Below are 13,661 nucleotides of genomic sequence, written 5' to 3'. Positions count from 1 at the left end.
GCATCATGTTGAAACGACAACAGCTCATCGGTGCGAACTTCTCCTTCCAGCACCACCCCTTCCGCTGGACCACCGAAAAACTCAGCGGCATGGGCTTCCAGCGGATGGAGTTCTGGGGTGTCGCCCCGCATCTCGATCTCTTCCACGACAATCGCGCGCGGCTTGCGGAGGTGAGGGCGATCCTTGGCGACAACGGCCTGACGGTCCACTGCTTCACGCCCGAGCAGGTCCTCTATCCGATCAACATCGCATCCGGCGACAGCGCCTATCGCGCGGCGAGCGTCGAGCGTTTCCTGCGCGCGGCGGATATTTGCGCGGAACTTGGTGCGAAGTATCTTTTCCTGACACCCGGCCGCGGCTTCGAATGCGAAAGCCGCGAAACCGCCTGGGGCAATTCGATCCAGTCGATAAACCGGATCGCGGCCCATGCACGCTCGCTTGGCGTCTGCTGCCTGCTGGAACCCCTTCAGCGCCTCGAAAGCAACATCGTCACCGATGCCGACACGCTTCAGAGCTTCTGGCGCGCGCTCGACGGCGACGATATCGACATCGTTCTCGATCTCGTCGCCATGGCGACGGCAAACGACACTGTCGACGGCTACTTCGAGCGCTTCGGCAAGCGCATCGCGCATGTGCATATCGTGGATGGAACGCCAGCCGGGCATCTTGCCTGGGGCGACGGCAACCTGCCGCTCGGCGACTATCTCGGACAACTCGGCAGGCTCGGCTTCGCCGGCACGCTGACCTTCGAACCCTTCGGCAACGGTTCCTATGCGCTCGATCCCCTTGCCGCCTGGCGGCGATGCCTCGACGCCATTGCGCCCCATTTCGATGAAGCGGACACAGAATGACGACGGCCAATCCCAACCTGATCGCTGTCGGTGACAATTGCCTCGATGCCTACCTCAGCAAAGGGTTCGTCACCGTGGGCGGCAATGCCCTCAATGTTGCCGTGCAATGGCGGCGGCACGGTTTGAATGCCCGCTATTTCGGCGCGCTGGGGCCGGATGCGGAAGCCGACATCATGCTCGCCGCCATCGAGGAGGCGGGGCTCGAACGCAATGACGTCGAGATCCGCCCCGGCGCGTCGGCAGTCACGTTGCTCACGGACGACGCCGGCGAACGGCGCTTCCTTCTCGAGTCGCTCGGCGTGGGGGAAAATTACGTTCCGGATGCAGACCGCTACAAGGCGCTACGGCAAGCCGACTGGGTGCATCTCGGCACGAATTCCAGCGAAACGCTCGTCCGCCGGCTCGTCGCGGATGACATTCCCTTCAGCATCGACGTTTCCACCCGGCATTTCGACCTTTCGCTGCACGGCGTGCCGCTGGTCTTCGCCTCCGGCCCGGACGATCCGGCAGAGCCGGTCGAGCCGCTGATCGCACAGTTCAGGGCGGCAGGTGCCCGGCAGGTCGTCGTCACCTGCGGCAGGCGCGGCTCCTTCCACGACGATGGAACCGTGACATCCAGCGCGGGTTCCGTGCCGGTCACCGTCGTCGACACCTGCGGCGCGGGGGACAGTTTCATCGCGACCTTCATCGCGTCGCGGTTCTTCGCGGGCCTGCCCGTGCAGGCGGCGCTCGACCTCGCCGCCGAGAGGGCATCGAACACCTGCACCCATCTCGGCGGCTTCCCGCAGCCCATCCGGGCCATCCCGGACTGGCTGCTTGACAAATATGTCGATGTCATCGGCAGCACGGGGAGGGCGGAAACATGAACACCATCACACTGAGGCCGCCCGTCGCGGCGCCAAAGGGCGATCGCTCGTTCTGGCTGCAGAGCATCGCGGCGGCTGCCGTCGCGCCACCTTTGCAGGGCAGCGCGGATTGCGACGTTGCCATCGTCGGCGGCGGTTATGCCGGCCTCTGGACCGCGCTCCGGATCAAGGAACAGGCGCCCGAAACCCGCATCACCGTGCTCGAAGCGGATTTCTGCGGTTCCGGTGCCTCGGGTCGCAATGGCGGCCAGGTCCACAGCTGGTTTGCCGAAATCGACATGCTGCACGCGCTTGTCGGCGAAGACGACGCGCTCATGCTGTGCCGGGCAACCGCCGACGCGATCGAGGAGTTGAACGGCCTGCAGGCCTCCGGTGCCATCGACATGGACCTGAGGCTCGACGGCTGGCTATGGACGGCCAGCTCGACCGCCCAGGAAGGCGCCTGGACGGCGGCAACCGAACTTTGCCGCGCGCTCGGCGAGAACCGCTTCCGCCCGCTCCGGCGCGAAGACATCCTGCATCGCACCGGCTCGGCCGTCTCCTATGTCGGCATTCTGGAGGAGAGGGCCGGGACGGTGCAGCCCGCAAAGCTCGCCATCGGCCTGCGCAGCCTGGCACTTTCGAGGGGCATCGTCCTTCACGAACACAGCCCGGTGATAGAGATCGTGCCGGGCCACCGGCCCAAATTGCGAACCGCGGAGGGAACATTGACCGCCGGCAAGGTGGTGCTCGCCGCAAATGCGTGGCTCTCGGCCATTCCGGAACTGCATCCCTATCTCTATGTAGTCAGCAGCCAGGTCATCGCGACGGCGCCCGCGCCCGATATCCTCGCGCGGATCGGTTGGACGGATGGAGCCTCGATCTGCGACGCACAGCAGCATGTCCTCTATTACCAGCGCACGCCCGAGGGTACGGTGATCTTCGGCCGGGGCACCGGCGGCATCGCCTATGGCGACCGTATCGACGCCCGTTTCAACCGGAGCGGCGACGGCGGCGCGGAGAATATCCGCGAAATGCACCGGGTCTATCCCGAATTGAAGGACGTGCCGGTGCTCCATGACTGGAGCGGCCCGATTGACTGCACGGCGCAGCATCTGCCGGTCTTCGGGCATCTGAAGGACCATGCGAACATCTTCTATGCGATGGGCTTCAATGGCACCGGCATCGCGCAGGCGCCCGTCGCCGGCCGCATCATGGCGAGCCTCGTTCTTGAGCGCGACGACATCTGGAGCCGATGCGGTCTGGTCGGCATCGGCAAGCGCAGGAGGCTGCCGTCCGAGCCTCTGCGGTATCTCGGCGCCCGGGTCGTTCGCCGCGCCATCCGGCGCAAGAACGACCTCGAAATTCTCGACAGAAAACCCGGGCCGATCACGCGATTCCTGGCCGGGCTCGCGCCCTGACGACATGTGCTTTTGAAATCGAACAACGGAGTGGAACGATGGCCGATCTGTCGCTGAGAAATATCCGCAAGGCCTATGGGGATCTGGAAGTCCTGCATGGGATCGATCTGGAGATAAAGTCGGGCGAGTTCATCGTCTTCGTCGGTCCCTCGGGCTGCGGGAAATCCACCCTGTTGCGCTCGATCGCCGGCCTGGAAACGATTTCGTCCGGTGACCTTGTCATTGATGGTGCGCGGATGAATGCCGTCGCGCCATCCAAGCGGGGCATCTCCATGGTGTTCCAGTCCTATGCGCTCTACCCACACATGACCGTCTACGAGAACATGGCCTTCGGCTTGCGCATCGCGGGAACGCAGAAGGCGCAGATCGATGCGCGGGTGCGCAAGGCGGCCGAAATCCTCCAACTCGACAAATACCTGCAACGCCAGCCAAAGGCGCTTTCCGGCGGGCAGCGGCAGCGTGTCGCCATTGGCCGCGCCATCGTGCGCAATCCGCGGGTCTTCCTGTTCGACGAGCCCTTGTCGAACCTCGATGCCGCCCTGCGCGTCGCCACTCGCATCGAGATCGCCAAGCTCAAGCAAAGCATGCCGGATGTGACGATGATCTACGTCACCCATGACCAGGTCGAGGCGATGACGCTGGCGGACCGCATCGTCGTCTTCAAGGACGGAGACATAGAGCAGGTCGGTACGCCGGCCGATCTTTATCGCAACCCGGCCAACCTCTTCGTCGCGCAGTTTATCGGTTCACCGGCGATGAACATACTCAAAGGAACGGTCGTCGAGCGGGACGCGACATCGGCACGCTGCCGGCTCGATTGCGGGATCACGCTTGAACTAACCGCCGAACCCGGCAGGCTTTCGAAAGGCGAGGCCGTGAGCATCGGCATCCGCCCGGAAAATACGCGGGTCGTTGCCGGCGTCGAAAACGATCCGACCTTCACGGGAAGCATCGATCTCATCGAACATCTCGGCGAGGTGCAAATCCTCTATCTGGACCTGCCCGGCACCAGCGACAAATTCCTGGTCAAGGTGGATGGAGAGAGCGCGTTCGCGCGCCTGCAGGACATTTCTTTTTCCGTACGCGGGCAGGACATCCGCGTCTTTGACGCGGCCGGCAAAGCCGTCTCGTGCGACATACAGTAGGTTTCGCAGAAGCTTAAAGTTCAGAAAACTCAATGGGGTTGCCCGTTCGATTCGGATCAAGAGCATCAAGCGCCGGCAACCAAAATGCCCTATGTATCGACCGGCCCTTTGCCAGGGGATCTTCAGAAGGCGATATTATGCTTGCACATTTAGAGGCCTTTCTCTGCACCACCTGATCTTGGAACCCTGAGTGCTGCGGTGCCAATCAGCGTGATGTTGGTTGACACATGTCGGACTGCGTTGAAGCGCTCCTTTAGGAAAACCACACCAAGCATTACGGCGACGACCATGCTGTCTCTCGAACCGCTGAAACAAAGGCCAACGGCACCTGTGTCATCGCCCACCCAACGATCCGGTAAGCAAGCAGCGAAATCGGGCCGCCGATACACCTCAATATGCTGGGCCTACGACTGCGCCCTGTACGATGCCCCGCGATAGAAGCTGTATCCTATCAGAACGTCTTTTTTTTAGTTCTGGCTGTTGCTGCTGGATCGTCCAAGAAACCCATTCCATATGCACGCAAGTTCCCAGATCGAAGTTCGCAGATGTTATCTGTCCGGAATGTGGGCTTCCTTGTTAGATCCACGGTGCCGGACCGGAGAAGAGAGCGATGATCAATAACTTGCACTCGCGACGAAATTTCTTGAAGGGCACGGTATTGGCGACGGGGGGATTGGTGCTTTCGGTCCAACTGCCACGCCTTGGGAGAGGCGAGGTCGCCGCCGGTCAGGAAATCCAGAAGTCGTTCTTCCCGAATGCATTCATCAGAATCGATAGTGACGGCGTCACTCTGATCATGGCTCATCACGAGGTCGGTCAGGGCATCTTCACGTCCAGCGCCATGCTGATGGCCGAAGAACTCGAGGTTGGACTTGATCAGGTCAAGCTCCAACCCGCACCTCCGGACCTCTCGAAATATCTCGATCCGCTTCTCTTTGACCAGTCGACTGGTGGTTCCACGTCGACGAGGGCCGACTGGATGCGCTTGAGGCAAGCTGGGGCGGCCGCCCGGATGATGCTGATTCAGGCCGCCGCTTCCGAATGGTCGGTGCCGGCCTTAGAATGTCGCGTCGAGCTAGGTGTGGTCCATCACGATGCCACCGGACGATCCATGACCTACCTCGAGGCCGCGCCCAAAGCTGCGGCGTTGCCAGTTCCCGAAAACGTTGTGCTGAAGGAGCCCTCTGAATTCAGGGTGATCGGCACCCGCGCCAAGCGCCTCGATACCCCACATAAGATTAATGGCAGCGCCATCTACGGGATAGATATCGTCATTCCCGATATGAAATTTGCGACCCTGGCCATCAGCCCGGTGGTCGGAGGGCGCATCTTGAAGATGAATGAAAATGCGGCTCGATCCGTGAAAGGGGTCCGCGACATCGTCAAGCTGCAGGATGCTGTGGCCGTAATCGGCGATCATATGTGGGCCGCCAAGACAGGCGTCGATGCACTTGAGATCGAGTGGGAGGCTGGACCCAATGGATCGATGAGCCTCAATTCGATCGTCCAGAAGCTGGCACAGGCATCGCAGCAACAGGGGGTGATCATCCGCAACGACAAGGATGCCGCCTCGGTGGTCTCGAATGCGGCGGTGAAGCTTTCAGCTGTCTATGAGTCGCCCTTTCTCTCCCATTCGCCGCTGGAACCGCTCAATTGCACGCTTCACATTCAGGACCACAAGGCAGAGATGTGGGTCGGCACGCAAGTTCCAGTCCGCGCACAGAAGGCCGTCGCGGAAGCAACCGGGCTGCCGCAAGAGAGTGTAGTTGTGAACAACCAGCTGATCGGCGGGGCGTTCGGACGTCGCCTTGATGTGGATTCGATCGAACTTGCCGCCCGGCTTCTCAAGGATATCCGGTATCCGGTAAAGCTCGTCTGGACCCGAGAACAGGACATGACGCACGATTACTATCGCCCCTATTATTATGACAGGGTCGCGGCCGGACTGGACAAGGATGGTCGTCTCATCGGGCGGACGCACCGTGTGACGGGATCCTCGATCTTTGCACGCTATGCGCCTGCGGCTTTCATCAAGGGCGTCGATCCGGATGCCATCGAGTGCGCCTCGGAGACGCCCTACGACGAGGACGCGGTTTTCGTGGATTATGTCCGCAATGAACCCGACGGCGTCAATACGAGCTGGTGGCGTGGAGTTGGCCCGTCGCACAATCTTTTCGTAGTTGAAAGCTTTGTGGATGAAATGGCCGCGGCGATAATGCAGGATCCCGTCGAATTCAGACGCAGGATGCTGACCAAAAACCCGCGCGCGCTAGCGGTCCTGAACGAGGCGGCGGAGAGGGCGGGCTGGGGCGAAAAGCTTCCAGCCGGAAGAGGCCGGGGGGTCTCCCTTCAGGTGGCGTTCGGAAGCTATCTCGCACATATCCTCGATATCGAGATAACGAAAAAGGAAGTGAAGCTTCTTCGATCGGTCATCGCGGTCGATTGTGGTATCACTATCAACCCCGATACCGTAGAAGCCCAGATGCAGGGAGGTGTGATTTTCGGGCTGAGCAGCGCCATGTACAATCAGGTCACCTTCACCGACGGGGCCGTCGACCAGACCAATTTCGATATGTACCGTGCGCTCCGTATCAACGAGATCCCCAAGATCGAAATCTATCACATCAAGAGCCAGGAGACCCCGGGCGGCGTGGGTGAGGCCGCAACGGCTGCTGCCGCAGGTGCGCTCGCGAACGCCATCTTTGCGGCATCCGGAAAACGCATCCGTTCGCTGCCACTCGCGGAGGCGGCTCTGAGCTAGCAACAGGAGCTGAGAGACGGCGTTGGCTCAACTGTGATGGCGCGACGTCTCTGGGCTCAAACGAAAACCGTCCGCTATCAGTCACATAAATTGGTACCTACAACTGGCTAAACGCGAGTGGTACCGTCTCGGCGCAAGACGACATGGTCGACACACAGCGGCGCTCGCAGGTCGTAGGGTACAGTCTCTTTCGGTCGGCAGCACGGCTGGAAGTCGCCGACGACCATCGTGGAAGGTGGGAAGCCTCATACTTCCATCGGCAAAATCGGCCGGCGTAAATTCCACGCCGGATACCGTTGTCTAACCTCTCACCTCAATTGAGATCATCCAATGAAACTTTACACGCATCCCGGGGCAAGCTCGCTCTCCGTCCACATCCTTTTGCGCGAGACGCGTCTACCTTTCGACCTCGAGGTGATCAATGTCACTGCCAAAGTTCGCGCGGATGGTTCCGACTACTGGACGGTCGCCCAGCGAGGAATGGTACCGCTACTAGAACTAGACAACGGCGAGATGCTGACCGAGAACCTCGTGATCGCTCAGTACCTCTGTGATCTTGCTGGGCGTCGTGACCTCATGCCGGAACCGGGCACCATGCAGCGCTACCGTGTCATGGAGTGGCAGAGCTACGTGGCGGCGGAACTGCACAAGAGCTTCGTCCCAATGTTCTGGCCGATCGACGACGAAATGCGGACGCTCGTCTTGCAGCGTATCCGTAGCCGCCTCGGGTTCCTTAACGAGAGCCTCAAAGGCCCGTTCCTGACCGGGGAAACCTTCACGGCCGCCGATGCGTATCTCTTTGTGATTGGGAGCTGGGCAAGGCACTTCGGTATAGCGACCGATGAGTATCCGCGAGTGAGGAGTTTGCTCAGACTTGTATCTGAGAGGCAGTCGGTACGGGATGCACTGAACGCAGAGGGGCGCGGGCTCGTTGTTATCGACGATCCCGATCCGATGCCGTAATACGCGAATGACGAAAAGCTCGGCGGCGATGTTCGACATCGCCGCCGAGCATTCAAGGGTTGTTTGTGCTCAAACCCCTTGGCGTTTGAAGCGCCGGTCGAGAAGCAGCGCGATCATTTCAGCTGCACCTGCTGCCACTCCGATGAGCCAGATGTCGCCGGCACCAACGATGGCCGCTCCGATAGCGCTTCCGATAGAGAAACCCAAATACATCGTCGAGGTATTCAATGAGAGAGATACCGATGCCTGGGACGGCGACGAGGCCTGGATGAGACGCGCCATTTGCGCCGGGAAGAAGGACCAGACGCTGAAGCCCCACACGGCGATCGCAACGAGGGTCGGAACCAATGCAGCTGTTGGCGTCAGGCCCGTCAATGCGGCAAGCGCAAGGAAGGACAGTGCCAGAAGGACCAGCGAAGCCGTAGCTACCTTGCGCGAGCCGAACCGATCGTTGAGCGCTCCGCCTGTGGTTACTCCGACGGCAGCGGCGATTCCCCACATTGAAACGGTTGCAGCGATGCCAGTCACTCCGAAGCCAAGCTCGGATTTCAGATAGGGCGCAATGTAGGGGTAGGCAGTATAGGCACCCAAGGACCAGAATAGGGTCACGGCGAGTAGTTCTAGGATCGCCTTCTGGCGAATGACACTGACCCTTTCGGAGAGGCTAGCGACGGTCATACCGTTTCCAACCTGACGCCGTATTCCCGCCAAGATGCCGATAATTGCGATGAGGCCCATAACCGCGACAGCCAGAAACGTGGCCCGCCAACCAAACGCATGGCCGACCAATGCGCCGAGGGGCAGGCCAAGTGCAATCGCGATGGTCATCCCGCCGCTGACAATCGCCAAGGCGCGGCCGCGTCTATGCGGGCCAGCGATGGCACCCGCGAGTGCATTGGCGCTTGGGACGTAAAGACCCGATGCCACCGCCATCAGGACGCGCGCTACGAGTAGAGTGCTGAAGGTAGAAGAGAACGCAGCGGCAAGATTGCCAGCAGTGAACAACATCATTGCCACGATCAGCGTGTCCCGGCGGTTCATGCGTCCGGTGGCGACGGTCGTGATTGGCGAGCTGATGGCCAGCACGAGCGTGAATACGACGACCAGCATGGCGGTCGTCGAAATACTCATCCCCAGATCGTCGGCGATGGTTGGTAGAAGAGGCGCGATCATGAAGCCTTCGGTGCCGATGGCAAAGGTACCGAGAGCGAGGAAATAAGCTGGGACCAGGGAGGGTGCCGACGTTTCCGCGTTCTGCGCGACGTCGTCACTCGACAACCTGTTGTCTTTGGATTTCAGTCGATTTGACATGACGGATTCCCTGCGGAATTTGCCTCCCGGCCGTAGACCGGAAGGCAATGCCGCGATTTTGAAGGCTTAGACTGGGATCGGGTTCGCCGCCAAGGATTCATTGAATCCATGGACGAAGGCATGCTCGTTGTTCCCCGGGTTGTCACGAAGGGCCGCAATTTCCTCGACGTAAACTTCCGGGGCGTCCGTCTCGAGACCCTTCATCGTCTTTTCGATGAAAACATCCAGCGGCATCGCGCGCGGATCGCCGCTCTTTTTGACCAGGTCCGTATCGACCCATGGCGGAGCGATTTCCTGGACCCCTACATTGGTGTCGCGAAGCATGAACCGCTGCGAAAGCGAGTATGAATGAAGGGCTGCCTTTGTCGCTGAATAGACCGCGTTCGAAGCGAGCGGCACGAATGCGAGCACCGATGTGTTATTGATGATCGTCGCCTCGGGCTGCGCCTTCAGGTGCTCGACGAGCGCGGAGGTCATACGGATCGGGCCAAGCAGGTTCGTGTCAATGATGCGACGTGATACTTCGTCGTCAACCAGGCCGGAAGCATCGTCGAACGGCATGATGCCCGCGTTGTTGACCAAGACGTTCAGCCTGGGATACTCGGCGATCAGCTTCTTGGCGACGCGATGGATGTCGTTGATGTCGTTGATGTCGAGCTCGACGCCATCGATCCCTGGGTTTGCCGCGGAGACTTCGTCGAGCAAGGCCTTGCGGCGGCCTGCGATGATGACTTTGTTTCCAAGCTTGTGGAAGGCTTCCGCCAGCCCGCGGCCGATGCCGGAAGTTCCGCCCGTAATGAAGATCGTGTTACCTGTCGTTTTCATGGATCGCTCCTATTCGTTGAGACGCGCGTATTTCTAGGCGCATCGCCTCGGTTTCGATTGGAGGATCATGTCCCAAAATGCGATCGTCTCAAATGTCAAGGAAACGGCATTTTAGGACATTATTTGGCCGTCAGCTCTCCACATTCTCGAGCGCAGCGCCTCCGATCATTTTAAGAGTGCGACGAACGGCTTGAGGCGGCTGACCGAATGAGCGAAGAAACGCGCGGCGCATACGATCCCGATCAGCGAAACCTGTGTCGCGTGCCACGATTTCAACGGGATGGCTTCCGTTCTCGAGCATTGCCTTTGCTGCCTCGAGCCGGAGTCGCTCAACGGCTTTTGCGGGAGAATGTCCCGTTTCGTCACGGAACAGCCGACTGAACTGGCGAGGGCTCAGATTGGCGGAATCCGCGAGCTCTTCGACGCTCAAGGGATTTCGAAGATGCTCCTTGGCATAGATGAGTGCTTTTCGGATGCGGTCGGAGCGTGGCTCGAGCTCGAGAAGAGCTGAGAACTGGGACTGCCCGCCTGGCCTCCTGTGATAGACGACAAGTTTGCGCGCAATCGTCTTCGAAAGCGCCGCCCCGTAGTCATCCTCGATGAGCGCCAAAGTTAGGTCAATGGCGGCACTCATTCCGGCTGATGTCCAGATGTTCTCGTCGTGAACGAAGATTCGATCTTCGTCGACATGAATTTGTGGGAACTTCCGCTGCAGATTGCGTGCGTGTGCCCAATGGGTCGTGGCGAGCCGACCATCAAGCAGGCCCGCTTCGGCCAGGAGGAAGGCTCCAGTGCAGACTCCCGCAACACGCCTACTTTCCGTGGCAGCATTGACGATGTATTGCCGAAGTGCCGGTGAGGGCGCACGTGGAACCAGCTCGCCGACGACCATCAATGTATCGGGATACTCTTCCAGCTTCTTGGTCTGGACGCCGATGCTCAAGGATGACCTGACCGTTCCGCCCTTTTCAGACATCACCGTCAGCTTATAGGCCTCTTCACCCAGTTCCTGGTTTGCGAATTCGAACGCTGACAGCGCCGCCAGTCCCATGACCTGGAAACCATCCTCGAGAATGAAACCCACGCTGCGCATAGTCCTGATTACTCCTGCTGTTTTCAGTGCTGGCTGAATGCGGCACTGCCGACGTTACATCCTATCGGAGACGCCGGCAGATCTGTCTATATGGATTGGCGATGTTGCGATTGCTACGGGATGGCTGCCAGCTTGAGGCTGCTTCGATCGGAGAGGGTTACTCGGCCGCCTGCTTTGTCTCCGGCACCCAGTCGTCCTCGACGTGCTTCCCCGGCACATATCGTGACCGCAGCAGCACGTAAAACACCGGAGTCAGGAACAGGCCGAATAGCGTGACTCCGATCATGCCGCTGAACACGGCGGTGCCAAGCGAGCGCCGCATTTCGGCTCCCGGCCCCTCGGCGATCGCGAGTGGCAAAACGCCGAAGATAAATGCGAGTGCCGTCATGAGGATTGGGCGCAGACGCAGATGGCAGGCTTCGATAGCCGCTTCCACTGCAGTCTTTCCCGCGTCCTGTGCCTGGCGCGCGAATTCCACGATCAGAATGGCGTTCTTCGCCGCTAGGCCGATCAGAACCACGAAGCCGATCTGCGTGAGGATGTTGTTGTCCATTCCCCTCAGATAGACCCCGAAGAGCGCACCCAACACCGCCAGCGGAACGATGAGGATGATTGCCGCCGGCAGGATCCAGCTCTCATATTGTGCGGACAGTGCGAGAAATACGAAGACTACTGACAGCGCGAAGATGTAGACAGCGCTGCCCCCAGCGTGGGTTTCCTGGTAAGACAGTTCGGTCCACTCGTACGTCGTACCCGGTGGTAGCGTCTTTGCGGCAAGCTGCTGCATTTTTGCGATCGCCTCGCCGGTGGAGACGCCCTGAGCAGCGTTGCCCTGGAGAGGGACCGAGACATACATGTTGTAGCGCTGGACGAGCGTTGGTCCGCTTGTCTCCCTGATGTCCGCAAGCGTTCCCAACGGAACAAGGGCTCCCGTCGCGGATTTGACCTTGAGATCGAGCATGTCGTCGCGTTCGAGGCGGAACTGTTTATCGGCCTGGGCACGGACCTGATAGACTCTTCCGAATGCGTTGAAATCGTTGACGTAAGCGACGCCCAGATTGCTGGATAGGGCGTCGAAGATATTGGGGATCGGAACGTTCAGATACTGGGCCTTGTCTCTGTCGATATCCAGAAAATACTCCGGGCTCGATTCCGAGAAGGTAGTGAAGACCCCGGTGAGGCCCGGCGTCTGGTTCGCTTTGACCATCATCTGCCGAGCCAGGCCGAGGATGCGGGTCATGTTCGAGTTGTCCTGATCCATAATTTGCATCTTGAAGCCGCCCGAATTGCCAATGCCCTGAACCGGTGGAGGGGGGATGGCAATAATGAAGGCCTCATCGACGCTCTGCAGGTTCTTATAAAGTGCCCGGATAATCTTTTCGGACGTGTCCCCGGTCGCGAGCCGCTCCTCGAACGGCTTGAATGGTGTGAAAATCACGCCGGCGTTTGACGCGTTAGTAAAGGTTGCACCGCTGAAACCTGCGAATTGCACCGCATTGGCGACACCAGGTGTGTCCTTAGCGATATTTCCGGCCTTCTTGATCACCGCATCGGTGCGGTCGAGGGATGCGCCTTCCGGAAGCTGGACGACCACGATCGCATAACCCTGGTCCATGATCGGAATAAAGCCGCTCGGCACCTTAGTGTTGAGGAACCAGGTTGCTCCGAGGAGGGCGACAAAGACGGCAACTGCGCAGCTTAGACCGGTTTTCGAGCTGACGATGCTTCGGACGATTGCGGAGTAGCCGGAGCTGAGTTTGTTGAAGCAGTGATTGAATATCTCGGCACACCATTTCCCCAGTCTCGCCGGAAGGTTCGTCTTCGTCTCCGAGTGACCGTGAGCGCGCAGGACGATCGCGGCAATGGCCGGAGACAGGGTCAGCGAGTTCAGCGCCGAAATCGCGGTCGCGATTGAAATCGTCACCGCGAATTGTCTGTAGAACTGACCGGAGATTCCCGGGATAAAGGCTGTCGGCACGAATACGGCGATAAGAACGAGCGAGATAGCGATGACCGCCGTGCCCACTTCATTCATTGTCACGTGCGCTGCCCGACGGGGCGACATACCGTTCGCCAGATTGCGCTCGACGTTCTCCACCACGACGATCGCGTCGTCCACTACGATACCGATTGCGAGCACCAGACCGAAGAGAGTGAGCATGTTCAGGGACATGCCGAATGCCGCAAGGAAGGCGAAAGTACCGATAAGCGAAACCGGGATCGCGACGATCGGCACGATCGCGGTCCTCCACGACTGCAGGAATATGAGAACGTGTTGATTTGCGCTGAGAGCTGACCCGGGATTTGCGCCGAGAAGTGACCCGCCTTTAGGTATCGTTCGTGTCGGTCGTGGTAGTCAAGTTCCTCCGTTTCTCCTTTGTCGTTTTGGGCTCATGGGCCGAGCTGTTTTTGAAGCGGAAGCTGTCGTTTCCGGTTTCGAGGATAT

General features: G+C 59.7%; 9 protein-coding genes and 1 pseudogene. 6 read left to right on the top strand and 4 right to left on the bottom strand.

The genetic code is table 11. The annotated features are described in order from the left end of the window. Positions 1 to 5 precede the first annotated feature (5 nt). From J5286_RS11310 to J5286_RS11285, 6 genes are all read left to right on the top strand, one after another. On the top strand, positions 6 to 851 hold the full coding sequence (locus J5286_RS11310; RefSeq protein WP_209190409.1) for a sugar phosphate isomerase/epimerase family protein: 846 nt from the start codon (positions 6 to 8) through the stop codon (positions 849 to 851). Continuing rightward, the gene (locus J5286_RS11305) at positions 848 to 1,717 is read left to right on the top strand and encodes a PfkB family carbohydrate kinase (protein ID WP_209190408.1); all 870 of its coding nucleotides are present in this window, start codon (positions 848 to 850) and stop codon (positions 1,715 to 1,717) included. Before J5286_RS11310 ends, J5286_RS11305 begins: the two co-directional genes overlap by 4 nt. Further along, positions 1,714 to 3,117, top strand: coding sequence for an NAD(P)/FAD-dependent oxidoreductase (locus J5286_RS11300; RefSeq protein ID WP_209190407.1), 1,404 nt, complete (start codon positions 1,714 to 1,716; stop codon positions 3,115 to 3,117). The genes J5286_RS11305 and J5286_RS11300 overlap by 4 nt, the downstream gene beginning before the upstream one ends. Before the next feature lie 38 nt (positions 3,118 to 3,155). After that, positions 3,156 to 4,262 carry an ABC transporter ATP-binding protein gene (locus J5286_RS11295; RefSeq protein ID WP_209190406.1) on the top strand — a complete coding sequence of 369 codons (1,107 nt, stop codon included), beginning with the start codon at positions 3,156 to 3,158 and terminating at the stop codon, positions 4,260 to 4,262. 610 nt (positions 4,263 to 4,872) lie between these two features. Next, positions 4,873 to 7,023: a xanthine dehydrogenase family protein molybdopterin-binding subunit gene (locus J5286_RS11290; RefSeq protein WP_209190405.1), complete on the top strand. Its 2,151-nt coding sequence runs from the start codon at positions 4,873 to 4,875 to the stop codon at positions 7,021 to 7,023. A 330-nt stretch (positions 7,024 to 7,353) separates the two neighbouring features. Further along, positions 7,354 to 7,986 (top strand): glutathione S-transferase N-terminal domain-containing protein, encoded by a 633-nt coding sequence (locus tag J5286_RS11285; RefSeq protein WP_209190404.1) that lies wholly within the window; start codon positions 7,354 to 7,356, stop codon positions 7,984 to 7,986. 69 nt (positions 7,987 to 8,055) lie between these two features. Here J5286_RS11285 and J5286_RS11280 read toward each other — a convergent pair whose 3' ends face one another. The 4 genes and pseudogenes from J5286_RS11280 to J5286_RS11265 form a co-directional block, all read right to left on the bottom strand. Beyond that, a complete protein-coding gene (locus J5286_RS11280; RefSeq protein ID WP_245205839.1) occupies positions 8,056 to 9,297 on the bottom strand; it encodes an MFS transporter in 1,242 nt (413 codons plus the stop codon). A 66-nt stretch (positions 9,298 to 9,363) separates the two neighbouring features. Continuing rightward, complete coding sequence (locus tag J5286_RS11275; protein WP_209190403.1) at positions 9,364 to 10,122, bottom strand: SDR family oxidoreductase; 759 nt, start codon at positions 10,120 to 10,122, stop codon at positions 9,364 to 9,366. Between the two features lie 130 nt (positions 10,123 to 10,252). Next, positions 10,253 to 11,215 (bottom strand): GlxA family transcriptional regulator, encoded by a 963-nt coding sequence (locus tag J5286_RS11270; RefSeq protein WP_209190402.1) that lies wholly within the window; start codon positions 11,213 to 11,215, stop codon positions 10,253 to 10,255. A gap of 157 nt (positions 11,216 to 11,372) precedes the next feature. Beyond that, positions 11,373 to 13,487, bottom strand: a pseudogene (locus tag J5286_RS11265) (efflux RND transporter permease subunit); the annotation flags it as partial. Positions 13,488 to 13,661 lie beyond the last annotated feature (174 nt).

The organism is Rhizobium sp. 16-488-2b (assembly GCF_017741815.1).
In the GTDB taxonomy this organism is placed as follows: domain Bacteria; phylum Pseudomonadota; class Alphaproteobacteria; order Rhizobiales; family Rhizobiaceae; genus Rhizobium.
Note: the sequence above shows the minus strand (reverse complement) of the source record. Positions and strands in the feature narration are given on the sequence as shown.

Excerpts from the sequence above, each read along its gene's own strand:
- J5286_RS11310 (WP_209190409.1), top strand. The coding sequence starts at position 6 with ATGTTGAAACGACAACAGCTCATCGGTGCGAACTTCTCCTTCCAGCAC.
- J5286_RS11305 (WP_209190408.1), top strand. The coding sequence starts at position 848 with ATGACGACGGCCAATCCCAACCTGATCGCTGTCGGTGACAATTGCCTC.
- J5286_RS11300 (WP_209190407.1), top strand. The coding sequence starts at position 1,714 with ATGAACACCATCACACTGAGGCCGCCCGTCGCGGCGCCAAAGGGCGAT.
- J5286_RS11295 (WP_209190406.1), top strand. The coding sequence starts at position 3,156 with ATGGCCGATCTGTCGCTGAGAAATATCCGCAAGGCCTATGGGGATCTG.
- J5286_RS11290 (WP_209190405.1), top strand. The coding sequence starts at position 4,873 with ATGATCAATAACTTGCACTCGCGACGAAATTTCTTGAAGGGCACGGTA.
- J5286_RS11285 (WP_209190404.1), top strand. The coding sequence starts at position 7,354 with ATGAAACTTTACACGCATCCCGGGGCAAGCTCGCTCTCCGTCCACATC.
- J5286_RS11280 (WP_245205839.1), bottom strand. The coding sequence starts at position 9,297 with ATGTCAAATCGACTGAAATCCAAAGACAACAGGTTGTCGAGTGACGAC.
- J5286_RS11275 (WP_209190403.1), bottom strand. The coding sequence starts at position 10,122 with ATGAAAACGACAGGTAACACGATCTTCATTACGGGCGGAACTTCCGGC.
- J5286_RS11270 (WP_209190402.1), bottom strand. The coding sequence starts at position 11,215 with ATGCGCAGCGTGGGTTTCATTCTCGAGGATGGTTTCCAGGTCATGGGA.